Source organism: Streptomyces sp. NPDC001407, assembly GCF_042895325.1.
In the GTDB taxonomy this organism is placed as follows: Bacteria; Actinomycetota; Actinomycetes; order Streptomycetales; family Streptomycetaceae; genus Streptomyces.
Genome location: NZ_JBIAWF010000001.1, coordinates 99,563 through 124,309, shown reverse-complemented (window position 1 = coordinate 124,309; position 24,747 = coordinate 99,563). Strand labels below are relative to the sequence as shown.

Annotated in this window: 18 protein-coding genes; 14 read left to right on the top strand and 4 right to left on the bottom strand. The window is 71.9% G+C overall.

The genetic code is table 11. The features are described 5' to 3' along the window. The first annotated feature begins 130 nt into the window (after positions 1-130). Entirely contained in the window at positions 131-1,282 is a 1,152-nt protein-coding gene (gene mnmA / locus ACFY1P_RS00570; protein WP_361531233.1) for a tRNA 2-thiouridine(34) synthase MnmA, read from the top strand. Here mnmA and ACFY1P_RS00565 read toward each other — a convergent pair. Then, on the bottom strand, positions 1,276-1,839 hold the full coding sequence (locus ACFY1P_RS00565; RefSeq protein ID WP_361531236.1) for a Uma2 family endonuclease: 564 nt from the start codon (positions 1,837-1,839) through the stop codon (positions 1,276-1,278). The two genes, mnmA and ACFY1P_RS00565, sit on opposite strands and share 7 nt — an antisense overlap. A 165-nt stretch (positions 1,840-2,004) precedes the next feature. On the opposite strand from ACFY1P_RS00565, the gene ACFY1P_RS00560 reads away from it, so the two are divergent. The 10 genes from ACFY1P_RS00560 to ACFY1P_RS00515 all read left to right on the top strand — a co-directional run bounded on the left by ACFY1P_RS00560 (position 2,005) and on the right by ACFY1P_RS00515 (position 15,532). Beyond that, the gene (locus ACFY1P_RS00560) at positions 2,005-2,694 is read left to right on the top strand and encodes an SDR family oxidoreductase (RefSeq protein WP_390749252.1); all 690 of its coding nucleotides are present in this window, start codon (positions 2,005-2,007) and stop codon (positions 2,692-2,694) included. Between the two features lie 56 nt (positions 2,695-2,750). Further along, on the top strand, positions 2,751-3,773 hold the full coding sequence (locus ACFY1P_RS00555; RefSeq protein WP_390749251.1) for a methionine synthase: 1,023 nt from the start codon (positions 2,751-2,753) through the stop codon (positions 3,771-3,773). A gap of 20 nt (positions 3,774-3,793) precedes the next feature. Next, a complete protein-coding gene (gene ligA, locus ACFY1P_RS00550) occupies positions 3,794-6,043 on the top strand; it encodes an NAD-dependent DNA ligase LigA (protein WP_390749250.1) in 2,250 nt (749 codons plus the stop codon). A gap of 349 nt (positions 6,044-6,392) precedes the next feature. Continuing rightward, on the top strand, positions 6,393-8,495 hold the full coding sequence (locus tag ACFY1P_RS00545; protein WP_390749249.1) for a putative bifunctional diguanylate cyclase/phosphodiesterase: 2,103 nt from the start codon (positions 6,393-6,395) through the stop codon (positions 8,493-8,495). A 122-nt stretch (positions 8,496-8,617) separates the two neighbouring features. Beyond that, positions 8,618-8,914 carry an Asp-tRNA(Asn)/Glu-tRNA(Gln) amidotransferase subunit GatC gene (gene gatC, locus ACFY1P_RS00540; protein ID WP_087926138.1) on the top strand — a complete coding sequence of 99 codons (297 nt, stop codon included), beginning with the start codon at positions 8,618-8,620 and terminating at the stop codon, positions 8,912-8,914. 2 nt (positions 8,915-8,916) lie between these two features. After that, on the top strand, positions 8,917-10,419 hold the full coding sequence (gene gatA / locus ACFY1P_RS00535; RefSeq protein WP_361528156.1) for an Asp-tRNA(Asn)/Glu-tRNA(Gln) amidotransferase subunit GatA: 1,503 nt from the start codon (positions 8,917-8,919) through the stop codon (positions 10,417-10,419). Then, a complete protein-coding gene (locus ACFY1P_RS00530) occupies positions 10,416-10,679 on the top strand; it encodes a hypothetical protein (protein ID WP_361528154.1) in 264 nt (87 codons plus the stop codon). The genes gatA and ACFY1P_RS00530 overlap by 4 nt, the downstream gene beginning before the upstream one ends. Before the next feature lie 14 nt (positions 10,680-10,693). After that, positions 10,694-12,202: an Asp-tRNA(Asn)/Glu-tRNA(Gln) amidotransferase subunit GatB gene (gene gatB / locus ACFY1P_RS00525; protein ID WP_390749248.1), complete on the top strand. Its 1,509-nt coding sequence runs from the start codon at positions 10,694-10,696 to the stop codon at positions 12,200-12,202. 210 nt (positions 12,203-12,412) lie between these two features. After that, positions 12,413-13,033, top strand: coding sequence for a hypothetical protein (locus ACFY1P_RS00520; RefSeq protein WP_361528150.1), 621 nt, complete (start codon positions 12,413-12,415; stop codon positions 13,031-13,033). Positions 13,034-13,219: 186 nt separating this feature from the next. After that, positions 13,220-15,532 (top strand): MMPL family transporter, encoded by a 2,313-nt coding sequence (locus ACFY1P_RS00515; RefSeq protein ID WP_390749247.1) that lies wholly within the window; start codon positions 13,220-13,222, stop codon positions 15,530-15,532. Positions 15,533-15,782: 250 nt separating this feature from the next. Here the strand turns inward: ACFY1P_RS00515 and ACFY1P_RS00510 are convergent, their stop codons facing one another. The 3 genes from ACFY1P_RS00510 to ACFY1P_RS00500 all read right to left on the bottom strand — a co-directional run bounded on the left by ACFY1P_RS00510 (position 15,783) and on the right by ACFY1P_RS00500 (position 18,330). After that, positions 15,783-15,947, bottom strand: a complete 165-nt coding sequence (locus tag ACFY1P_RS00510; RefSeq protein WP_361528146.1) for a DUF6191 domain-containing protein — start codon at positions 15,945-15,947, stop codon at positions 15,783-15,785. Between the two features lie 77 nt (positions 15,948-16,024). Beyond that, positions 16,025-17,209 carry a PQQ-dependent sugar dehydrogenase gene (locus ACFY1P_RS00505; RefSeq protein ID WP_390749246.1) on the bottom strand — a complete coding sequence of 395 codons (1,185 nt, stop codon included), beginning with the start codon at positions 17,207-17,209 and terminating at the stop codon, positions 16,025-16,027. A 128-nt stretch (positions 17,210-17,337) separates the two neighbouring features. Next, a complete protein-coding gene (locus ACFY1P_RS00500) occupies positions 17,338-18,330 on the bottom strand; it encodes an aldo/keto reductase (protein ID WP_361528142.1) in 993 nt (330 codons plus the stop codon). Between the two features lie 72 nt (positions 18,331-18,402). Here ACFY1P_RS00500 and ACFY1P_RS00495 point away from each other — a divergent pair, with 72 nt between their 5' ends. From ACFY1P_RS00495 to ACFY1P_RS00485, 3 genes are all read left to right on the top strand, one after another. Further along, positions 18,403-19,365 carry a 2-hydroxyacid dehydrogenase gene (locus ACFY1P_RS00495; protein WP_390749245.1) on the top strand — a complete coding sequence of 321 codons (963 nt, stop codon included), beginning with the start codon at positions 18,403-18,405 and terminating at the stop codon, positions 19,363-19,365. 357 nt (positions 19,366-19,722) lie between these two features. Next, a complete protein-coding gene (locus ACFY1P_RS00490; RefSeq protein WP_390749244.1) occupies positions 19,723-22,626 on the top strand; it encodes a putative bifunctional diguanylate cyclase/phosphodiesterase in 2,904 nt (967 codons plus the stop codon). A gap of 244 nt (positions 22,627-22,870) precedes the next feature. After that, entirely contained in the window at positions 22,871-24,733 is a 1,863-nt protein-coding gene (locus tag ACFY1P_RS00485) for an acetolactate synthase large subunit (RefSeq protein WP_361528136.1), read from the top strand. Positions 24,734-24,747: the final 14 nt, after the last annotated feature.

The window sequence follows — 24,747 nt, the reverse complement described above, 5'->3', positions numbered from 1 at the left end:
GGGCGCACCCGGACCGACGGACGGACCACTGGATCGCCCGCCGCAGGCGGCAAGGGATCCGCGCCCGGAGGACGGCGTCACCGAGATCACCGCCAACCCCGCGGCAAGCGCCCCGTACCCTGGAGGGGTTATGACTGACTTCCCGGGCGCCCCCGACCTCCAGGCCCCCCGCAAGGGGCTACGCGTACTCGCCGCCATGTCCGGCGGTGTCGACTCCGCCGTCGCCGCCGCCCGCGCCGCGGAAGCGGGCCACGAGGTGACCGGCGTGCACCTCGCGCTGTCCGCGAACCCGCAGTCGTTCCGTACGGGCGCGCGCGGCTGCTGCACCATCGAGGACTCGCGCGACGCCCGCCGCGCCGCCGACGTCATCGGCATCCCGTTCTACGTGTGGGACCTCGCGGAGCGCTTCCGTGAGGACGTGGTCGAGGACTTCATCGCGGAGTACCAGGCGGGCCGGACGCCCAACCCCTGCCTGCGCTGCAACGAGAAGATCAAGTTCGCGGCGCTGCTCGACAAGGCCCTCGCGCTCGGCTTCGACGCGGTGTGCACCGGCCACTACGCCACGGTCGTCCTGAAGGACGACGGCACCCGCGAGCTGCACCGGGCCAGCGACATGGCCAAGGACCAGAGCTATGTGCTCGGCGTGCTCGACGAGCGGCAGCTGGCGCACGCGATGTTCCCGCTCGGCGACACCCTGACGACCAAGGAGGAGATCCGGGCGGAGGCGGAGCGGCGCGGTCTGGCCGTGGCGAAGAAGCCCGACAGCCACGACATCTGCTTCATCGCGGACGGCGACACCCAGGGCTTCCTGGCCGCCCGCCTGGGCAAGGCCGACGGCGACATCGTCGACGAGTCGGGCACGAAGCTGGGCACCCACGAGGGCGCCTTCGGCTACACCATCGGCCAGCGCAAGGGCCTGCGCATCGGCCACCCGGCACCGGACGGCAAGCCGCGCTACGTCCTGGACATCTCCCCGGTGAACAACACGGTCACGGTCGGCCCGGTGGAGGCCCTCGACGTCTCGGCGCTGACCGCGATCAAGCCCCGCTGGTGCGGCACCGCCCCCACGGGCCCCGGCACCTACACGGCCCAGCTCCGCGCCCACGGCGGCGAGACCCCGGTCACGGCGGAACTGATCGACGACGAGCTCCACGTCACCTTCGAGGAGCCGGTCCGCGGCGTGGCCCCGGGCCAGGCGATCGTGCTCTACGACGAGACGCGCGTGGTGGGCTCGGCGACGATCGCTTCGACGGAGAGGTCGGCGGCGCGGGTGGGTCAGTAGGTGTAGAGCGCCGTGGTGTCGATCTCGATGTCGAGGGGGGCGCCGACGGGGACCGGGTCGCCGAACTTGCTCTCGACCCGCGACCGGTAGCGGCCTTCAGCGGGCAGGGAGTAGAGCAGGCACTGGCCCTCGATGGGGTTCACGATGAGGTAGTACGGGATACCGGCCTGGGCGTACTTCCCGACCTTGCGGTGGGTGTCGTTCTCCGGGTTGGACTCGGAGACGACCTCGCCGACGAGGATGATCTCGTCTGCGGGGAACTTCTTGAGCCTCGTGCCGCGATATGAGGGGTCTGCGACGGAGAAGTCCGGGCGGAGGAGTGTCTTCCCGTGCCAGCCGTCATAGACAGTGTCGACCTCTGTCATGATGAACCACTTGGAGACGAGCTGGGAACCGATGGTCATGACCATGTTCCCGTGTGGGGCGGTAACCACGGTTTCGAAGTAGACCTCTCCGTCGATCATCTCGGCGTGGTAGTCCGGGTTCGCCTTGTCGAATTCCTCGAACCGCCGCATTTCCTCAGACATCGTCACCGGGCGCTCCAGCTGTGCTGTCATGTTGTGCCCACCCCCTTCTGGTCCTGGCCTCTGCCAGCGTAGCGACGTGACGCCCACCCTGCCCCGGACGTCCGGCCGTCGGCCATGGGTTCGGCAGCGCATCACCCGAACGGGGAAGCTCGCCCTGGGCGAGACCGCCGCCCCGCGATAGGGCAGGGTGGGGGTATGGCAACACACCTGATCACCGGTTCCGGTTCCGGCATCGGCGCTGCGGTCGCGGACCGGCTGCTCGCCCGGGGCGACGAGCTCTACCTCTTCGCGCGGGACGCCGGGCGGGCCAAGGAGCTGGCCGCCCGCTTCCCCGGCGCGAAGACGCTCGTCGCCGACCTCTCCAACCCCGACCGGATCTCCTGGGCGCTCAGCCAGCAGACGCTGCCCGACCGCGTCGACTCGCTGCTGCACATCGCGGGCGTCTGCGACCTCGGCACCATCGGCGACCTGACCACCCGCACCTGGAACAGCACGCTCGCGGCCAACCTGATCTCCCCGGCCGAACTCACCCGCCTCTTCCTGCCGCAGCTGCGCGTCGCCCAGGGGAGCGTCGTCTTCGTCAACTCCGGCGCCGGGCTCAACGCCCATGCCACGTGGGGCGTCTACGCCGCCAGCAAGCACGGCCTGAAGGCCCTCGCCGACGCGCTGCGCGCCGAGGAGCACGGCAACGGCGTACGCGTCACCAGCGTCTACCCCGGCCGCACGGCGACCGCGATGCAGGCGAAGGTGCACCAGCAGGAGGGCAAGGAGTACGACCCCGCGAAGTGGATCGACCCGGACTCCGTCGCGCAGACCGTCCTGCTGGCCGTCGACCTGCCGCGGGACGCGGAGATCAACGACCTGACGGTCCGCCCCGGCCGCTGACGCCACGGCGGGCGCGCGAGGCCGGCGGCACCACGGGGGTCTCGTAGTCTTCCTGCGTGAGCGAGAAGAACGAGTTGAGCTGGGGCCCCGGCGTCGCCACCGGGGTCGGATCGATGCCCGGTGGCGACGCCCGGGAGGCCGCCAAGACCGTCACGGGGTCGCTGGAGACCCTGCCGTACCTCCCGGAGCTGCCCGACCGCGGCCCCGGCGCGGACATGATCGGGCGCACCGCCGGAATGCTGGTCGAGCTCTACGCCCATGTGGAGCCCAGCGGATGGCGGATGAGCGACCGGCCCGGCCGCGACACCAAGCGCGCCCGGTCCTGGCTGGGCGAGGACCTCGACGCCCTGGAGGAGTTCACCCAGGGCTACGAGGGCGCGCTCAAGGTCTCGGCCGTCGGCCCGTGGACCCTCGCCGCCGCGCTGGAACTGCGCGGCGGCGAGGCGGCCCTCGGGGACCCCGGAGCCTGCCGAGACCTGACGGCCTCGCTCGCGGAGGGCGTACGGACCCACCTCGCCGAGGTGCGCCGCCGGGTGCCCGGCGCCCAAGTCGTGCTCCAGCTGGACGAGCCCTCGCTGACGCCGGTGCTGACCGGACACGTCCGCACCGCCAGCGGCTATCGCACCTACCGCGCGGTGGACCGGGCCGTGGTCGAGGGCGCGCTGCGCGAGCTGGTGACGGTCGCCCGCGAAGCCACCGGCACGGCGCCCGTCGTGCACTCCTGCTCTCCCGGTGTGCCGTTCGCCCTGCTGCGCCGGGCCGGCGTGGGCGGCGTCTCGTTCGACTTCTCGCTGTTCACCGAGCGTGAGGAGGAAGCGGTCGGTGAGGCCGTCGAGGCGGGCACCAAGCTGCTCGTGGGCGTGGTGCCGGGTGTGGACGGCCCATTGTCAGACCCTGCCGGTAGCGTCATGGGTGTCAGGACGCTGTGGCGCAGGCTGGGGCTGTCGCCGGGGACCCTCGCGGAGTCCGTGGTGGTCACCCCGACGTGCGGACTCGCGGGCGCTTCGCCCGCATATGCCCGTACGGCGCTCGCCCACTGCGTCCGGGCGGCGAGATCACTCGCGGACAACCCTGAGTGACGGCGCTCATGGGCTCGCCCATGGATCAACGGGAGGACGAGACGGTGGCTGGCGGACAGCACGGCGAAGAACAGCTCGCGGCGGAGGCTGCGCTTGTCGTGGCACCCGCGGAGGTACGGGAGCAGCACGCGCGGCTCGCCGAGCAGATCGAGGAGCATCGCTTCCGTTACTACGTGAAGGACGCCCCGGTCGTCAGCGACGCCGAGTTCGACCAGCTGCTGCGCTCCCTGGAGGCACTGGAGGAGCGGTATCCGGCGCTGCGCACCCCCGACTCGCCCACCCAGAAGGTCGCCGGGGCGTACGAGACGGAGTTCACGGCCGTCGAGCACCGCGAGCGCATGCTCTCCCTCGACAACGCCTTCGACGACGAGGAACTGGCCGCCTGGGCCGACCGCCTGGCCAAGGAGGTCGGCGAGGGCGCGGACTATCACTTCCTGTGCGAGCTCAAGGTCGACGGTCTCGCCGTCAATCTGACGTACGAGCACGGCCGCCTCACCCGCGCCGCCACCCGCGGCGACGGCCGCACCGGTGAGGACATCACGCCCAACGTCCGGACGATCGAGGAGATCCCGGACCGGCTCGAGGGCGAGCGGATCCCGGCGCTGGTCGAGATCCGCGGCGAGGTCTACTTCCCGATGGAGAAGTTCGAGGAGCTCAACGCCCGCCTGGTGGAGGCGGGCAAGCCGCCCTTCGCCAACCCGCGCAACGCGGCCGCCGGTTCGCTGCGCCAGAAGGACCCCAGGGTCACCCGCACCCGCCCGCTGCACATGGTGGTGCACGGCGTCGGCGCCCGCGAGGGCTTCGACATCGACCGCCAGTCGCAGGCGTACGAGCTGCTGCGCGAGTGGGGCCTGCCGACCGCCGCGCACGCCAAGGTCGTCGGCTCGCTCGCCGAGGTGCGGAAGTACATCGCGCGCTACGGCGACCCCGAGGTCCGGCACTCGATGGAGCACGAGATCGACGGCGTCGTCGTCAAGCTCGACGAGATCCCCCTCCAGGGGCGGCTCGGCTCCACCTCGCGCGCGCCGCGCTGGGCCATCGCCTGGAAGTACGCGCCCGAGGAGGTCAACACCAAGCTGGTGGACATCCGGGTGGGTGTCGGCCGCACCGGCAGGGTGACGCCGTACGCGGTGGTGGAGCCCGTCACCGTCGCCGGCTCCGAGGTCGAGTTCGCGACCCTGCACAACCAGGAGGTCGTCAAGTCCAAGGGCGTCCTCATCGGCGACACCGTGGTGCTGCGCAAGGCCGGCGACGTGATCCCCGAGATCCTGGGCCCGGTGGCCGATCTGCGGGACGGCAGCGAGCGGGAGTTCGTGATGCCGGCCGAGTGCCCGGAGTGCGGCAGCGCCCTCCAGCCGATGAAGGAGGGCGACATCGACCTCCGCTGCCCCAACGCCCGCGCCTGCCCCGCCCAGATCCGCGAGCGGCTCTACTACCTGGCCGGCCGCAAGTGCCTCGACATCGAGAACTTCGGCTATGTGGCGGCCACCGCCCTCACCCAGCCGCTGGAGCCGGCCACCCCGCCGCTGCGGGACGAGGGAGACCTCTTCGACCTCACGATCGAGGAGCTGCTGCCCATCAAGTCCTACGTCCTCGACATGGATTCCGGCCTGCCCAAGGTCGACCCCGAGACGGGTGAGAAGAAGGTCGTCACCTTCTTCGCGAATCAAAAGGGTGAGCCGAAGAAGAACGCCCTGGCGATGCTGGAGAATATCCAGGCCGCGAAGGAGCGCCCGCTGGCCCGCTTCCTCACCGGGCTCTCCATCCGCCACATGGGCCCGGTCGCGGCCGAGGCGCTGGCCCGGGAGTTCCGCTCCCTGGACCGGATCGCCGAGGCGAGCGAGGACGAGCTGAAGGCCGTCGAGGGCGTCGGCCCGGGCACCGCGGCCTCCGTGAAGCAGTGGTTCGCCGAGGACTGGCACCGCGAGATCGTCGAGAAGTGGCGCGCCGCCGGCGTCCGCTTCGAGGACGAGGGACACGGCGAGGAGGAGGGCCCCCGGCCGCTGGAGGGCCTCACCGTGGTCGTCACCGGCACCCTCTCCGCGTATACGAGGGATGCCGCGAAGGAAGCCCTCCAGAGCCGCGGCGCCAAGGTGACCGGGTCGGTGTCCAAGAAGACGGACTTCGTGGTGGTGGGGGACAACCCCGGGTCGAAGTTCGACAAGGCCATGCAGCTGAAGGTGCCGGTGCTGGAGGAGGACGGTTTCGCCGTCCTCCTGGAGCAGGGCCCGGACGCCGCCCGCGAGGCGGCGGTGCCGGCACCGGAGTGAGCACCGGGACCCGAGGTGCCGCTGGTGCCGGTCCTCCGCACATGCGAGCCCGTCGCGCCTGCGGAGGAGCGCCGGGAAGCACCCCGGGTCCCGCCCCCTGCGGCACCTGCGTCCGCCCCGCCACACATGGGGCCCGGATCACTACCAAAACCCAGGTCGCCACCCCACCGGAGTAATGCCCGCATAGGCAGTGGGCATTACCCCTACAGCGCATACCAGATGGCTACAAGAGGTCGGATCCCAATCGGGCAACCGCTGCCGATCGCTGCCCGCCGTAGCCTTCTGCGGCCTACTGTTGAGATGTGCGCCTGCCGTGGCGCGGGCACCGCCGGCTGTGAGAGGGACGGGCATGAAACCCACCGACAGCGCCGAACCGGCATCTCGGCTGCGCCGGGTCCCTCCGCCCGCGCTGCCGACGGTCTGTGTCACTCTGGCCGGCCTCGCGCTGGTCGCCGGGATCTGTCGGGTACTCAGCGAGGGCCACGCGCTGTTCCCCGGTCATACGGTGGGCGTGGCCCTCGCCGTCCTCACCGCCCTGATCGTCGCCCACCTCGTCGCCCTCGGCCGCGACCGCTGGTGGGGCGGCACCGGCTCCGGGGCCGCCCTCACCCTGGCCGTCCTGCTGCTCTACGGCTGGCTGCCCGCCGTCCTGATCAGCATCTCCGTCGTGGTGCTCGTCGCCACCGCCCGCCGCCACCGCTGGCGCCAGGCGTTACTCCACGGCGCGGTGGACATCCTCGGCATCGGGGCCGCGGGCCTCTCCCTGGCCCTGTGCGACATCGTCTCCAGCGTCGAGAACCCCTGGCTGCCCGACACCTGGCCGCTCACCGCGATGCCCAAGATCGCCCTGGCCGCGTTCCTCTACCTCGTGGTCACCCGCGCCCTGCTGTGGTGTTCGATGGCCCCCAGCACCGGCCTGAACAGCATCGCCCGTACCGCGCTCGTCCGCCAGGCCCTCGTCGGCGGCGCGCTGCTGGGCATCGCCCCGCTCATAGCCGTCGTCGCCGACCACGCGCCCATGCTGCTCCCGCTGTTCGCCGTGCCGCTCATCGCCCTGGACTCCACGCTCTGGATCGCCCGCGCCCGCGCCGAGGAGCAGCTCCGCGACCCGCTCACCGGGCTGCCCAACCGCCAGTGGCTGCTGGAGCGCACCTGGAACGCCCTCGACGAGGCCGAGCGCGCGGGCACCCGCGCCGCCCTCGTCCTCATAGACCTCGACCGCTTCCGCTCCGTCAACGACACCCTCGGCCACCTCGCCGGGGACCGGCTGCTGTTGCAGATAGCGGAACGACTGCGCCTGGCCCTGCCGCGCGACGCGGAGGCGGCCCGGCTCGGGGGCGACGAGTTCGCGGTCCTGCTCCCCACCGCCGACTCGCTCACCAGCGCCCAGCGCGTGGCCCGTTCCCTGGTCGCCGCCCTCGGCTCCCCGCTCGACCTGGAGGGGCTCACCCTCGTCCTGGAGGCCAGCGCGGGCGTGGCCGTCTATCCCGACCACGCGCTCGACGCCGGCGACCTGCTGCGCCGGGCCGACGTGGCGATGTACCAGGCCAAGCGCGACCGCAGCGGCGTCGAGCTCTACGAGGCCCGGCGCGACGGCAACACCCTCGACCGGCTCGGCCTGTTGGGCGACCTCCGTCGGGCGCTGGACGCCGGCGAGGTGGAGCTGCACTACCAGCCGAAGGTCGGCTTCGACGGCCACGTCGAGGGGCTGGAGGCGCTCGTCCGCTGGGTCCACCCCGAGCGCGGCAGAGTCTCCCCGGACGAGTTCATCGCCATCGCCGAGTCCTCGGGCCTGATGCCCCGGCTCACGGAGTACGTCCTGGAGACGGCGCTCGGCCAGGTCGCGAAGTGGCGGGCGATGGGGCTGAACGTCCCCGTCGCGGTGAACGTCTCGCCCCGCGACGTCCACACGCCCGGCTTCGCCGGATCCGTCGCGGCGCGGCTGGCCCGGCACGGCGTGCCGCCGGGCGCGCTGCAGCTGGAGATAACGGAACACGTCCTCCTGGAGGACCCGCAGCGTGCCGCCGACACCCTCGCCGGGCTCACCGGCCACGGCGTGAAGATGTCCCTCGACGACTTCGGCACGGGCTACTCCTCCCTGGTCCACCTGCGGCGGCTCCCGGTGAGCGAGCTCAAGATCGACCGCTCCTTCGTGGCCCGGCTCGCCATCGACACCGAGGACGCGGAGATCGTGCGCTGCACGCTCGACCTCGCGCACTCCCTGGGCCTGCTGGTCGTCGCCGAGGGCGTCGAGGACGACGAGACGTGGGAGCGGTTGCGCGACCTGGGCTGCGACGCGGTGCAGGGGTGGCTGGTCGCCGCGGCGATGCCGCCGGACGAGACGACGGCGTGGCTGCGGCTGCGCAGCGAGAGCGGCTGGCACCGCGAGGTCGACCGCCTGCGGGTGGCGCCGGTGGCACCGCCGGAGGAGGCGGACCAGCCGGTCACCTGACCGGTGGGGCAGACGGGGTTCCGGGCACCCCCGGGAATATGCGTCGGTCCCGTCCCGGCGGAAGCCATAGGATTGGGCCATCAACCTGCCCAGAAACCGTCACGAACCCTGAGGATCGCCGCATGCCTGGCATCACGCGCGAGGAGGTCGCCCACCTCGCCCGGCTGGCACGTCTGGAGCTCAAGGACGAAGAGCTCGACCACTTCGCCGGACAGCTCGACGACATCATCGGCGCGGTCGCCCGCGTCTCCGAGGTCGCCGACCAGGACGTACCGCCGACGTCCCACCCGCTGCCGCTGACCAACGTCATGCGCCCGGACGAGATCCGTCCGTCGCTGACACCGCAGGAGGCGCTGTCCGGCGCCCCGGCCCAGGAGCAGCAGCGTTTCAAGGTGCCGCAGATCCTGGGGGAGGACTGACCATGACTGCTGAACTGATCAAGCTGACCGCGGCGGAGATCGCCGCGAAGATCGCCTCGGGCGAGGTCACCGCCGTCCAGGTGACCGAGGCGCACCTGGCCCGCATCGAGGCCGTCGACGAGAAGGTCAACGCCTTCCTGCACGTGGACCGCGAGGGCGCCCTCGCGCAGGCCCGCGCCGTGGACGAGAAGCGCGCCCGCGGCGAGAAGCTCGGCCCGCTGGCCGGCGTGCCGCTCGCGCTGAAGGACATCTTCACCACCAAGGGGATCCCGACCACCGTCGGTTCGAAGATCCTCGAAGGCTGGATCCCGCCGTACGACGCGACGCTCACGCAGCGTCTGAAGGCCGCCGACGTCGTCATCCTCGGCAAGACCAACATGGACGAGTTCGCCATGGGGTCCTCCACGGAGAACAGCGCCTACGGCCCCACCGGCAACCCCTGGGACCTGACCAAGATCCCCGGTGGTTCGGGCGGCGGCTCCAGCGCCGCGCTCGCCGCGTACGAGGCACCCCTCGCCATCGGCACGGACACCGGCGGCTCCATCCGCCAGCCCGCCGCCGTCACCGGCACCGTCGGCGTCAAGCCGACCTACGGCGCGGTCTCCCGCTACGGCATGGTCGCCTTCTCCAGCTCCCTCGACCAGGGCGGGCCCTGCGCCCGTACGGTCCTGGACGCGGCCCTGCTGCACGAGGCCATCGCCGGGCACGACCCGCTGGACTCCACCTCCATCGACGCCCCGGTCCCGCCGGTCGTCGAGGCGGCCCGCAACGGCGACGTCAAGGGCATGCGCATCGGCGTCGTCAAGCAGTTCCGCGGCGAGGGCTACCAGGCCGGTGTCCTCCAGCGCTTCGACGAGTCCGTGGAGCTGCTCAAGGAGCTCGGTGCCGAGGTCGTCGAGGTGGACTGCCCCTCCTTCGACCTGGCCCTGGCCGCGTACTACCTGATCGCGCCGTCGGAGTGCTCCTCCAACCTGGCCCGCTTCGACGCCATGCGCTACGGCCTGCGGGTCGGCGACGACGGCACGAAGTCCGCCGAGGACGTCACCGCGCTCACCCGCGAGGCCGGCTTCGGCGACGAGGTCAAGCGCCGCGTGATCCTGGGTACGTACGCCCTGAGCTCCGGCTACTACGACGCGTACTACGGCTCGGCGCAGAAGGTCCGCACGCTCATCACGCGCGACTTCGAGAAGGCGTTCGGCGAGGGCGGTGTCGACGTGCTGATCTCGCCGACCACCCCGACCACCGCGTTCCCGATCGGCGAGCGCGCGGACGACCCGATGGCGATGTACCTCGCCGACCTGTGCACCATCCCGACCAACCTGGCGGGCAACGCCGCGATGTCGCTGCCCTGCGGTCTGGCGCCCGAGGACGGGATGCCGGTGGGCCTGCAGATCATCGCGCCCGCCATGGCCGACGACCGGCTCTACCGGGTGGGTGCCGCGGTCGAGGCCGCGTTCACCGCCCGCTGGGGACACCCGCTGCTCGAGGAGGCACCGTCGCTGTGACCGTCGAAAAGGCCGGGACCACCGGCAAGCTCGCGAAGGCCAAGGGCTTCAAGAAGTCCCGGCCCGGCACGTATCTGTCCATCGGCACCACGCTGTTCGGCGCGGTGAGCGTCGTGAAGCAGGCCAAGAAGGCCCGGAGCGAGCAGGACACGCTCCAGCTCGTGGACGCCATCGTCTCCGCCGCCGCCATCGCCACCGGCGTCGCCCTGCTCGTGCGCGAACTGCGCCGGATGAGCAGCGACGACGTTCTCGCGGACTGAGAGGTTAGTTTTCCGTGACCACCATCGACCTGGTGTCGTACGAGGACGCGCTGGCGTCCTACGACCCCGTCATGGGCCTCGAAGTCCATGTCGAGCTCGGCACCCGGACCAAGATGTTCTGCGGGTGCTCCACCGAGCTGGGCGCCGAGCCCAACTCGCAGACCTGCCCCACCTGCCTCGGCCTGCCCGGCTCGCTGCCGGTCGTCAACGCCGTCGGCGTCGAGTCCGCCGTGAAGATCGGTCTGGCGCTGCACTGCGAGATCGCCGAGTGGTGCCGCTTCGCCCGGAAGAACTACTTCTATCCGGACATGCCGAAGAACTTCCAGACCTCGCAGTACGACGAGCCGATCGCCTTCAACGGCTATCTGGACGTCCAGCTGGAGGACGGCGAGGTCTTCCGCGTGGAGATCGAGCGCGCCCACATGGAGGAGGACACCGGCAAGTCCACCCACGTGGGCGGTGCCACCGGCCGCATCCACGGTGCCTCGCACTCCCTGCTCGACTACAACCGCGCGGGCATCCCGCTCATCGAGATCGTCACCAAGCCGATCGAGGGTGCGGGCGAGCGGGCCCCCGAGGTCGCCAAGGCGTACGTCGCCGAGCTGCGCGAGCTCATCAAGGCGCTCGGCGTCTCCGAGGCCCGGATGGAAATGGGCCAGATGCGCTGCGACGTCAACCTGTCGCTGCGTCCCAACGGCACCGAGAAGTTCGGCACCCGCTCGGAGACGAAGAACGTCAACTCCCTGCGTTCCGTCGAGCGGGCCGCCCGCTTCGAGATCATGCGGCACGCGGCGGTGCTGTCCTCCGGCGGCACGATCGTGCAGGAGACCCGGCACTTCCACGAGGAGGACGGGTCCACCACGGCGGGCCGCATCAAGGACAACGCCGAGGACTACCGCTACTTCCCCGAGCCGGACCTGGTGCCGGTCGCTCCCGCCCGGGAGTGGGTGGAGGAGCTCCGTGCCCAGCTGCCCGAGCTGCCGCGCGTGCGCCGCAACCGGCTGCGCGAGGAGTGGGGCGTCTCCGAGCACGACATGCAGTCGATCCTCAACGCCGGTGCCGTCGACCTGATCGTCGCCACCATCGAGGCCGGCGCCGACGCGGCCAGCGCCCGCAAGTGGTGGATGGGCGAGCTGGCCCGCCGGGCCAACGAGGCCGGTACGGAGCTCGCGGCGCTGGAGATCACCCCGGCGCAGGTCGCGCGGGTCTGCGCGCTGGTCGCCGAGGGCTCCCTCAACGACAAGCTGGCCCGCCAGGTCATCGAGGGCGTGCTCGCGGGCGAGGGCGACCCGGACGCCGTCGTCGCGGCCCGCGGTCTCGCGGTCGTCTCCGACGACAGCGCGCTGGGCACCGCCGTGGACGAGGCCATCGCGGCCAACGCCGCCATCGCGGACAAGATCCGCGCGGGCAAGGTCGCGGCGGCGGGCGCGCTCGTCGGCGCGGTCATGAAGGCCACCCGCGGCCAGGCGGACGCGGCGCGCGTCCGTGAATTGATCCTGGAAAGGCTGGGCGTCGAGGGCTGACCCTCACGCACCACAGCTGTCACAGCCGTCAATGGCCGTCCCTCGCGTGAGGGGCGGCCATTGTCGTATAGCCGAATAACCGAATTCGGCCGCACATGACGCCAGTTGGCTGGATTTGGTCGGTACATCCGCCAGGTGTGGAAACGGTCCGGCATGATCGCGGGTTGCGGGCCCAGGGTGTGTCCGTCACCAGATGGCTGGGGGTTAGTGATGCGACGGTTGAGCAGGGCGCTGACGGCGCTCGTGCTGACGGGGGCCGGGCTGACGGCGATGACGGTTCCGGTCACCGCGGCCGACGGCGGCACGGCGGACACCGCGCCCGCCGTGCACTGCGAGACCGGCTGGGGAAGCCTCGCCAAGGTCGCCACGGACAGTGCCTACAAGTCGCTGCGGGACATCAGAACCGGACAGCACGACTGCTTCGACCGCATGGTCTTCGACGTCAAGGGCAGCGGCGAGCGCCCGATCGGCTATCGCGTGGCCTATGTCGACCGGCTGTATCAGGACGGTTCCGGCGAGCCGCTCCCGGTGGACGGCGGCGCGATCCTGGAGATCCGGGTGGCCGCGCCCAGCTACGAGCCGACCACGGGCCTGCGGAGCTACCGCGGCCGCTTCGGGGAGCCGCTGCGGAACGTGGACCTCACGGGCTACCGCACCTTCCGGGACACCCGCTTCGCGGGCAGCTTCGAGGGGGACACCCAGGTCGGCCTGGGTGTGCGGGCCCGGCTGCCGTTCCGCGTCTTCCAGTACGGGCACCTCGTGATCGTCGACGTGGCCCACACCTGGGAGCAGCCGCTGCCGCCGACGGCGGAGCCGCGCGGGCGGAGGTGAACCCGGCCGCGCCGGGGTGTGGGCTGGGTCACAAAGCGGACAAAGGATCTTTTTCGCCTGTCACAGTGGTGCCGCAGAGGCCCCCCACGCCGTCAGCGTGCCCGCGGCCTTTCGCCCTCCAGCTCCAGCGGTCGGAACCACGGGTCATTTCCCGGCGAGATCGACGCGATACCCGGGAAGCAGGGAATGACCTCACTTGCCCGGTGGTGCCTGCGCCGCCGCTTCGCCGTCGTCGTGCTGTGGCTCGTCGCCCTGCTGGGCACGGCCGCGGCCGCCACCCTCGCCGGCTCCGCGTACTCCGACGACTACGGCGTCCCCGGCACCGAGTCCGCCCGCGCCACCGCCCTGATGGAGAAGGCGTTCCCCCGCGAGGGCGGCGACGACACCATCGTCTGGCACACCGACTCCGGCACCGTCCGCGCACCCGACGTCGAGCAGCGCATGAGCTCCGTCCTGAGCGAGGTCGCCGGGCTGCCCGGCGTCGCCGGGGTCAGCGGCCCGTACGGCAGCGACGGCGCGGCCCGGATCAGCCCGGACGGCCACACCGCCTACGCCTCCCTGAACTTCGTGAACACCGGCGGCGATCCGGACAAGGCACAGGTCCAGCGGGTCGTCGACACCGCACGGGCCGCCGCCACCGACCACCTCCAAGTCGCCCTCGGCGGCAGCTCCATCGGCACCACCGAGAGCGCCGGGGGCCACCTCAGCGAGATCATCGGGGTGCTGGTCGCGGCGGTCGTGCTCTTCGTCGTCTTCGGCTCGCTCGCCGCCAGCCTGCTGCCCATCGCCACCGCCCTCGTCGGCGTCGGCACCGCCGCCATGGGCACCGTGCTGCTCGGCCACGTCATGACGGTCGCCGGCTTCGCCCCGATGCTGGGCACCCTCATCGGGCTCGGCGTGGGCATCGACTACGCCCTCTTCATCGTCACCCGGCACCGCAAGGGCCTGCGCGCGGGCCTGTCCGTGCAGGAGGCGGCGGAGAAGGCTGTGGCCACCACCGGGCGCGCCGTCGTCTTCGCGGGCGGCACCGTCTGCGTGGCCCTGCTCGGCATGCTGATTCTGCGACTCAGCTTCCTCAACGGCGTGGCCCTCGCCGCCTCGCTCACCGTCGTCCTCACCGTCGCGGCCTCCGTCACCCTGCTGCCCGCGCTGCTCGGGCTGATCGGCCACCGCGCGCTCAGCCGCCGCGAACGCCGCGCCCTCGCCGAGCGCGGCCCCCGCCCCGAGGTCCCCACCGGGCTCGCCGCCCGCTGGTCGGCCTTCGTCGAGCGCCACCCCAAGCTGCTGGGCGGCCTCGCGGCGGCCGTGATGCTGATCCTCGCGCTGCCGGTGTTCTCCCTCCACCTGGGCACCTCCGACCAGGGCAACAACCCGGCCACGTCGACCACCCGCCAGGCGTACGACATGCTCGGCAAGGGCTTCGGACCGGGCGCGGGCGGACCGCTGACCCTCGTCGCGCCCCTCGACAGCGCCGCCGACCGGCTCGCCTTCAACCGCCTGCCCGACACCCTCCGCCACACCGAGGGTGTCGCCTCCGTCAGCCCCTCGGCGCTGAACCACAGCGGTGACACCGGCGTGATCACCGTCGTGCCCACCACCTCACCGCAGTCCCGCGCCACCAGCGACCTCGTCGACCGGCTGCGCACCACGGTGCTGCCGCGGGCCACGGCGGGCACCGGCGCGGAGGTCCAGGTCGGTGGCATCACCGCGAGCTACGACGACTTCGCGGGCGTCATCCTCGGCAAGCTGCCGCTGTTCATCGGCACCGTCGTCGGCCTCGGCTGCCTGCTGCTCCTGCTGGCCTTCCGGAGCATCGGCATACCGCTGAAGGCCGCGCTGATGAACATCGCCGCGGTCGCCTCCTCCTTCGGCCTGATCGTCGCGGTCTTCCAGTGGGGCTGGGGCAGCGAGACGCTCGGCCTGGGCGCCGCGGGCCCCATCGAGCCCTTCCTTCCGGTCGTCATGGTCTCGGTGCTCTTCGGCCTGTCCATGGACTACCAGGTCTTCCTGGTCAGCCGGATGTACGAGGAGTGGCGGGCCACCCGCGACAACTGCCGGGCGGTGCGCGTCGGCCTCGCCGAGACCAGCCGTGTCATCAACTCCGCCGCGGTGATCATGATTTCGGTCTTCCTCGCCTTCGTGCTGAGCGGCGACCGCGTGATCGCGATGTTCGGCATCGGCCTGGCCGCGGCGGTGGCCCTGGACGCGTTCGTCCTCCGGACGCTGCTGGTGCCGGCGCTGATGCACATGCTGGGCGGTGCGAACTGGTGGCTGCCGGGGTGGCTGGAACGGCTGCTGCCGCGCTTCAGCATCGAGCCGCCGGAGCCGCCGGACGCGCCGGTTCCGGTGCCGGTCCCGGTGCCGGTGGGTGCCCCAGTTCTTGTTCCCCAGCCCCGCCCCTTCCCGGCTGCGTCTGATGTGCGGCTCCGCCGCGTGGGGGCTTCGCCCCAGACCCCTGACCGCGCTTCGCGCGGTGTCCTCAAACGCCGGACGGGCTGATTTTCACGGGCCGTGGGCTCGTAGCCTGCGGGCCGCAGGAATGCGGACTACGGTCCGCGCATCTCAGCCCGGCCGGAGCTTGAGGCCGCCCGCCGCTGGGGGCACCTCTGGGGGCACCCCCGGACGGAGTCTGGGGGAGGTAGCTGGGGGAGTTTGAGGACGCGGCCGCAGGCGGCGAAGGACCGGCAGCCGGGCGTCCGGGGCACGCGCACCCGCTCTGACGCCGTCTTCCGCGGGGCCCCGGGCCCGGTCAGCCCCGCCGGGGCCGTATGACCACATGCCCCGAGTCGAGGTCCACCGGGCCCCGGCCCGGGTCGCCGTCGCCGACGTCCTCCCGGGTCAGCTCCAGCCGGTTGTTCTCCTCGTCGGTGTGTGCCCGCCCCGGTGAGAACAGTTCCTCGAACACATTGAACATCTCAACTCCCGTCGCAGCGCCGCCTCTCCAGCATGCCAGACGCGCGTGCGAATCCCCCGGGCGTGCGCGAGGACCCTTCAGGACACCTCCAGCCGCAGGACGCGGTCGTCCGCGTCCCCAGGCTTGCCCCGGCCGTCCGTGTTGCTCGTCGTCAGCCACAGGCCGCCGTCGCCGGCCGCCACGACCGTGCGCAGCCGGCCGTAGTCACCCACCAGGAACGGCTGCGGATCCGCCGCCGGGACGGCACCCCGCAGCGGGATCCGCCACAGGCGCTCACCCCTCAGGGCCGCCATCCACAGGGACCCCTTCGCGTAGGCGAGCCCGCTCGGGGACGCCTCGGAGGGCTTCCACTGCGCGACGGGGTCGCGATAGCCGGGGCGGCCCGCCTTGCCCTCCACCACCGGCCAGCCGTAATTGCCGCCCGGCTCGATGAGATTGAGCTCGTCCCATGTGTCCTGGCCGAATTCCGACGCCCACAGCCGCCGGTCCGCGTCCCACGCCAGCCCCTGCACATTGCGGTGGCCCGAGGAATAGATCACCGAATCGGGCCGTGGATTGCCGGGCGCGGGCCGGCCGTCCGGCGTCATCCGGAGGATCTTGCCGCCGTACGACTTCGGGTCCTGGGCGCGGCCCCGCTCGCCGCCCTCGCCCGTGCCCGCGTACAGCATCCCGTCGGGGCCGAAGGCGATCCGCCCGCCGTTGTGGATCTGCCCCTTGGGAATGCCCTGGAAGATCGTGTTCGGCGCGCCCAGCCGCAGCCCGTCGGGCTTGGCCTCGTCGTAGCGCAACTGCGCGATCCGGTTGTCCGAGGCGGTGGTGAAGTACGCGTACAGCAGGTGGTCCGTCGCATAGCCGGGGGAGAGGGCCAGGCCCAGCAGGCCGCCCTCGCCTGCCGCCGCGACGCCCGGCACCGAGCCCACCTCGCTCTGCGCGCCGTCCTTCGCGGCCACCCGGATGATCTTCCCCGTGTCGCGGGAACCCACCAGCAGGTCACCACCGGGCAGCGCGGCGACGCCCCAGGGCGAGGTGAGCTTGGTGGTGAGCGTGCGGACGACCTTCACCGAACCCTTGGCGGGCGCCGCCGTGACCCCGGAAGTGCCGCCCGCTTCAGGGGACTTGACGCCCGAGGGGCCCGAACCCGGCGTGCCGCGGCCCGGCAGGCCCGCACCGCCCGAACAGCCCGCGGCGGCCAGCGTCACGGCCAGCGCGAGCGCGGCAGCGGCGAGGCGGGGGCGCGCCGCGCGTCGTCGTGGGGCTCGCATGGTTCGTTCCTCTCGCCGGGGCGGGGCGGGGCGGGGCGGCGTGCAGCAGCGGCGGCACAGTTCCTTATACACGCTCCCGTCGGCGCGGCCCCGGACGACGCCCCTCTCGGTCCCCTGTCAGTCCCCTGTCAGTCCCAGGAACCCATGGCCTTCGGCAGGGCCGCGATCTCCGCGAAGTCCTCCGGTGTGAGCCGCAGTTGCGCGGCCGCCGCGTTCTGCTTCACCCACGCGGCCTTCTTCGTCCCCGGCACCGGCACCACGTGCCGGCCCTGCGCCAGCACCCAGGCCAGGGCGACCTGCGCGGCCGTGGCGCCATGGCGCCCGGCCACCCGCCGCAGCCCCGCCACGATCGGCTGGTTGGCGGCCATCATCTCGGCGGTGAACCGGGGGTGCCGCGCCCGGATGTCCTCCGGCTCGAAGCCCTGCCCCGGGGTGAGCGTGCCACTGAGGAAACCGTTCCCCAGAGGCATCGCCGCGAGCAGCCCGACGCCCCGCGACGCGCACCACGGCACCAGCGAGTCCAGCGCCTCCCGGGACCAGACCGACAACTCCGCCTGCACACAGCTCACCGGGAAGACCTGCTGTATTCGCTCCAGCTGGCGGATCGTCGCGTCGTAGAGCCCCGCGCGCGACCGGCGGTGGGCCCGCGCGCCGATCGCGCACCACCCCAGCGAGCGCACCTTGCCCGCCGAGACCAGCTCCGCCATCGCCCCCCAGGTCTCCTCGACCGGCACCTCGGGATCCGGCCGGTGCAGCTGATAGACGTCGATCACATCGGTCTGGAGCCGCCGCAGCGAGGCGTCGCACGCCCGCTTCACATAGCCGGGACGGCCGTTGGCGACGATGTGCTGATCGCCCACCAGCAGCCCGCACTTGGTCGACACGAAGGCCTCCGCGCGCCGCTCCCGCAGCACCCGGCCGACCAGCAGCTCATTGGTGAACGGCCCGTACATGTCAGCGGTGTCCAGCAGCGTCGTCCCCGCGTCGAGCGCCGCGTGCACCGTGCGCAGCGCGCCCTCGCCGCTCTGCTGAGAGGCGGTGTACGCCCAGTGCATGGGCATGCACCCGAGGCCGATCGCGCCCACTTCGAGCGCCGCCGCACCGATTGTCCTGCGCTCCACCGGCCGTTCCCTCCCGTTCCTCGTCCCCAAACTAACCTCTGCCGGGCAGGCGGCTTCGCATAGCCTCCTGGCATGAGTGCAGATCACAGCGGTTCCGCCCGCCCCCTGGCCTGGCTGCCGATCCGCCCCGAGGAGATCGAGGGCCTGCCCACGGCCCTGGACTACGCCTACTGGAACGGCGAACCCGACTACCCCACCGACCCCGCCCGCTGCGCCTTCTACGTCCCGCCCTATGTGACCAGCGGCGACATCGGCCTGCGCCCGCTTTCCGCCATGACGGGCCTGCGGGTCGTCCAGACGCTCACCGCGGGCGTCGACAACATCCTGCCCGCCGTGCCGCGGCTGCCGTCGGGCACCCTCCTGTGCAACGCCCGCGGCCTGCACGACACCAGCACCGCCGAGCTGGCCCTCACGCTCACCCTCGCCGCGCTGCGCGACATCCCCGGCTTCGTACGGGCGCAGGACGCGGGGGAGTGGGCGCAGGGCTTCCGCCCGGCGCTCGCGGACAAGAACGTGCTGATCCTCGGCTACGGTTCCATCGGATCCGCCATCGAGGACCGGCTCGTGCCCTTCGAGTGCGCGCGGGTCGTGCGCGTCGCGCGCTCCCCGCGTGAAACACCCCGCGGGCCTGTCCATCCCGTCGCCGCGCTCCCGTCCCTCCTTCCCGATGCCGACGTCGTGATCATCGCGGCGCCGCTCACGGCGGACACCCGCGGTCTGGTGGGCGCCGACTTCCTCGCGGCGATGCGGGACGGCGCCCTGCTGGTGAACATCGCGCGCGGCGCGATCGTCGACACCGAGGCGCTCCTGGCCGAGCTGGAGAAGGGCAGGCTGCGGGCCGCGCTCGACGTCACCGACCCCGAGCCGCTGCCGCCGGGGCACCCGCTGTGGAGCGCGCCCAACACCCTGATCACGCCCCACGTGGGTGGGCCCTCTTCGGCCTTTCTGCCCCGCGCCGAACGCCTCCTGCGTGATCAGCTGGCCAGATTCGCTCTGGACGCACCCCTGCAAAATGTCGTAGTCACTGCCCCCTAGTTGCCACGTAGAGGTACCGTTCGGCTGCACTCAGTGTTCATAACCCCGTTGCTGATTACGCTATGTATATGAGCTATGTCCCTGAGTGACGAGTCTGGTGTATCGTCCGGACCGGGGGCTGCGCCGGGCACCGTACGGCGCAGCGAAGTACCGGCACTGAGGGGGGCGACGGGCGATGCACGGCCACTGGACGATCAACCCGACGCGGCTCACGCACCGACCACGGCACCACCGCACGGCGGCTCCGCCGTCCCGCCCCCGGCCCCGGCCGGGCGGTCCGGGATGCCGGCGTCCTCATCTCTCCTTCCTCCGGGCCCACTTCGCCTGGCTCGGAGTCCCGCCCGGGACGGCGACGCGGTGAGCGCCCCCGGAGCGACGCTGTCCCGCCGGCAGGCCGGCGGTTCCGGGCCCGCGTCCCAGCTCCTCCTCGCCCTCGTCTGCGGCGGCTATGCCACGGGCGCGGCCTTCGGCTGGGGATCGAGCGAGCTGGCCTCCGCCATGGGCGACTTCGGGCTCGGCGGCGCCGCGGCCCTCGCCGCGGTCTCCTGCTTCTGGTACGGCCGGACGCACAAGACGCGCTTCCGGCTCGCCTGGCTGCTCTTCGCGGCCTCCTCGGCGATGGCGGGCCTCGGCAACATCGTCTGGGGGTGGTACGAAGTCGTCCTCGACGAGCGCGTGCCCACCCCCTCGGCGGCCGACTTCTGCTTCCTGCTCTTCGCGCCACCGGCCATCATCGGCCTGCTCGTTCTCGCCAGGCGCCCCGTCACCCGGGCCGGCTGGGTCTGCCTCGCCCTCGACGCCTGGCTGACCGGCGGCTCCCTGCTGACCCTCTCCTGGAGCCTGGCCCTCGCGCACACCGCGCACTTCGAGGGCGAGACCGTGGCGCACGCGGCCCTCTCGCTCGCCTATCCGCTGCTGGACATCGCCCTGGTGTCGATGGTCCTCGCGCTGCACTTCCGGCGCTCCACCGCCAACCGCTCGGCCATCAACACCGCCATCGCGGCCCTCGCGCTGACCGTCCTGTGCGACGCGCTGTTCACCTCACCGCTGCTGCGCTCGCACTACCGCTCCGGCCAGATCCTCGACGCGGGCTGGTTCGCGGGCTATCTGCTGATGGCGTACGCGCCCTGGGTGGCCCGCGAGGAGGGCGACGACACCGCGGCGCCCGCCCGCTCCGACCGGCAGCCGCACCACCCGAGCCGGCCCATCGCCGGCTCGCTCGCCGCCCTCACCCCCTATCTGGCCGCCGCGGTCTGCACCCTGGGGATCCTCTACAACGTCCTGGACGGCCACCACGTCGACCAGGTCGTGCTCTTCACCGGCTGCACGGTCGTCCTGGCGCTCGTCATCCGCCAGGGCATCATGCTGCTCGACAACATCTCCCTGACCCAGGAACTGGCCCAGGCGGAGAACCACTTCAGGTCCCTCGTCCAGGGCTCCAGCGACGTCATCATGATCGCCGCGCCCACCGGGATACTGCGCTACGTCAGCCCCGCCGCCGCGGGCGTCTACGGCCGCGAGGCCGAGGAGCTCGTCGGGTCCGAACTGGCCTCGCTGATCCACCCGGAGGACCTCGGCAGAGTCGTCCACGAGGTGCGCCGCTTCCTCGCGGCACCACCCGCCGAGGAGCCCACCACCCGGATCGAATGCCGCTTCCGCTCCGGCAACGGCGACTGGCTCAACGTCGAGTCCACCGTCAACCGCCACCACGGCGGCCTCATCTTCAACAGCCGCGATGTCACCGAGCGGGTCCGGCTCCAGGCCCAGCTCCAGCACACCGCCGAGCACGACCCGCTCACCGACCTGCCCAACCGCGCCCTGTTCACCAAGAAGGTCCAGCAGGCCCTCGCCGGCCGCAGAGCGACCGACGCGGGCACCGCCGTGCTCTTCATCGACCTCGACGGCTTCAAGGCGGTCAACGACTCCGTCGGCCACCAGGCGGGCGACGAACTGCTCGTCCAGGCCGCCCGCCGGCTCCAGGACTCCGTGCGGTCCGGCGACAGCACCGCCCGCTTCGGGGGCGACGAGTTCGCCGCGCTCATCATCGGCGACGGCACCCGCGACCCCGCGGCCCGCGAATACCGCATCCACGAGATCGCCGACCGGCTCCGGCTCACCCTCTCCCAGCCCTACAAGGTGGAAGGAGGCACCGAGGTCCGCGTGGCCGCCAGCATCGGCGTCGCCTTCGCGGAGCCCGGCATCACCCCCGGCGCCCTGATGCGCAACGCCGACCTCGCGATGTACCGCGCGAAGCAGGCGGGCAAGGGCCGCGTCGAGCTCTACGCCCCGCAGATGCAGGCCGACGTGGTGCGCCGCGCCGAACTGGCCACCCGGCTGCGCACCGCGCTGCACGACGGCGAGTTCGCGCTGCTGCACCAGCCGGTGGTCGAGCTCCAGACCGGCCGGGTCACCGCCGTCGCCGCGCAGCCCCGCTGGCGCTCGGCCCAGGGGATACTGTTCACCCCCGCCGAATACCTCCGCGTGGCCGAGAGCGAGCGCGGCGACGAGGCCGCGCGCTTCGCCGAACTCGGCCGCTGGACGGTCGAGAAGGCCGTCGAGCAGGCCGCCCACCGCTGCCGCGCGGGCCACCCCGTCCCGGTGTACGTCCAGCTGTCGGCCACCCGTCTGATGGACAAGTCGCTGCCACCGAAGTACCTCGAAGGGCTGCTCATCCACCACGGCCTGCCCTCCGGCGCGCTCGTCCTGGAGCTCTCCGGCAGCGACCCCCGGGTCCCGCTGGACGAGCTGGAGCGGCGGCTGGTCACCCTGCGCAGGCTCGGCGTGCGGATCGCCCTGGACGGCTTCGGCAGCGGCTATGCCGCGATCAGCGCGCTGCGCAGGCTCCCCATCGACACGCTCAAGCTCGACCGCGGGCTGGTCGACGGCGTGGTGGAGTCCGCCCGGCTGCACAAGATCACCGCAGGGCTGCTGCGGATCGCCACCGACCTCGGGATGCAGTCCGTGGCCGAGGGCGTCGACGTGCCCGAACAGGCGCTCGCCCTGCGCGCCATGGGCTGCACCCACGGCCTGGGCAAGGCGTTCGCGGGCCCGCTCGACGAACACCGGCTCCGCTACGCACTCGACCTCGGCAGCTATCCGGTGCCCCGCCCGGCCGACGGCGCGAACGTGCTCGTCGGAGGCGCTCCACCGGCCCCGGCGATCATGCCGTCGGGCGCCCGTTCGGGCGCGGCGGGCGGCGCGGGATCCCTCGCGCATGCTCCATTGCGCTCAAATAATGAGACGCCCGTCCCACCCGCTTGACACCTCATATGCGGCGGGTGGAGGGTCGGAGCCATGCGCACCCGAATTCTCGTACTTGGAAAGCGCGTCGGCTGAAGCAGGCCACCCAGTAAGTCCTGCTGACCACTCCGGCGCGCTCCCCTCGCTTGCCTCACGGCACGAGGGGTTTTTTGTTGCACCGGATGCCCGCAGACCCACCCAAACCTCCCACCGCCGAAGCTGTCGTAACCGTCGAATCCTTACCGTCGAATCCCTCGAGAAGAGAATGTCGATGACCGAGCAGGCCACCGGGGCCCACCATCCGCAGCCGCGGGCCCGAAGCGGCGCGGCGCAGCAGCCCGCCACCGTCGAGCACGTCACGGGGGCGCAGTCCCTCATCCGCTCGCTGGAGGAGGTAGGGGCGGAGATCGTCTTCGGCATCCCGGGCGGTGCGATCCTCCCGGCGTACGACCCGATGATGGACTCCGCGCGGGTCCGCCACGTCCTCGTCCGCCACGAGCAGGGCGCCGGGCACGCGGCCACCGGCTACGCGCAGGCCACCGGCAAGGTCGGGGTGTGCATGGCGACCTCGGGGCCGGGGGCGACCAACCTCGTCACCCCCATCGCCGACGCCCACATGGACTCCGTGCCGCTGGTGGCGATCACCGGTCAGGTCGCCTCAAAGTCGATCGGCACGGACGCCTTCCAGGAGGCGGACATCTGCGGCATCACCATGCCGATCACCAAGCACAACTGGCTGGTCACCGACCCCGCGGAGATCCCGCGGACCATCGCCGAGGCCTTCCACGTCGCCTCCACCGGCCGCCCCGGCCCGGTGCTCGTCGACATCGCCAAGGACGCCCTCCAGGCGCGGACCACCTTCAGCTGGCCCCCGCACACCGACCTGCCCGGCTACCGCCCGGTCACCAAGCCGCACGCCAAGCAGATCCGCGAGGCCGCCAAGCTGATCACCCAGGCCAAGCGGCCGGTGCTCTACGTCGGCGGCGGCGTGATGAAGTCCGGTGCCACCGCCGAGCTCAAGGTGCTGGCCGAGCTCACCGGCGCCCCCGTCACCACCACCCTGATGGCGCTGGGCTCCTTCCCCGACAGCCACCCGCTCCACGTCGGCATGCCCGGGATGCACGGCGCGGTCGCCGCCGTCACCGCCCTGCAGAAGTCCGACCTGATCGTGGCCCTCGGCGCCCGCTTCGACGACCGGGTCACCGGCAAGCTCGACTCCTTCGCCCCGTACGCCAAGATCGTCCACGCGGACATCGACCCCGCCGAGATCGGCAAGAACCGCGCCGCCGACGTGCCGATCGTCGGGGACGCCCGCGAGGTCATCGCCGACCTGATCGTCGCGATCCAGACCGAGCACGCCGAGGGTCACACCAGTGACTACAGCGCTTGGTGGGCCGACCTCAACCGCTGGCGCGACACCTACCCCCTCGGCTACGACCAGCCCGAGGACGGCAGCCTCTCCCCGCAGCAGGTCATCCAGCGCATCGGCCAGCTCGCCCCGAAGGACACCATCTACGCGGCGGGCGTCGGCCAGCACCAGATGTGGGCCTCGCACTTCATCGACTACGAACAGCCGCGCACCTGGCTCAACTCCGGCGGCGCGGGCACCATGGGCTACGCCGTGCCCGCCGCGATGGGCGCCAAGGCCGGCGCGCCGGACCGCACGGTCTGGGCGATCGACGGCGACGGCTGCTTCCAGATGACCAATCAGGAACTGGTCACCTGCGCCCTGAACGGCATCCCCGTCAAGGTCGCGATCATCAACAACGGCGCCCTCGGCATGGTCCGCCAGTGGCAGACCCTCTTCTACAACCAGCGCTACTCCAACACCGTCCTGCACTCCGGCCCCGAGGCCAGCGGCAAGGAGGCGTGCGCCGGCACCAGAGTCCCGGACTTCGTCAAGCTCGCCGAGGCCATGGGCTGCGTGGGCCTGCGCTGCGAGGACCCGGCCCAGCTCGACGCCGTCATCGAGAAGGCCAACGCCATCAACGACCGCCCGGTCGTGGTGGACTTCATCGTCCACCAGGACGCCATGGTCTGGCCCATGGTCGCCGCCGGAACCTCCAACGACGAGATCCTCGCGGCGCGCGGCGTCCGCCCGGACTTCGGCGACAACGAAGACGACTGAGGCCAGGAGAGAGA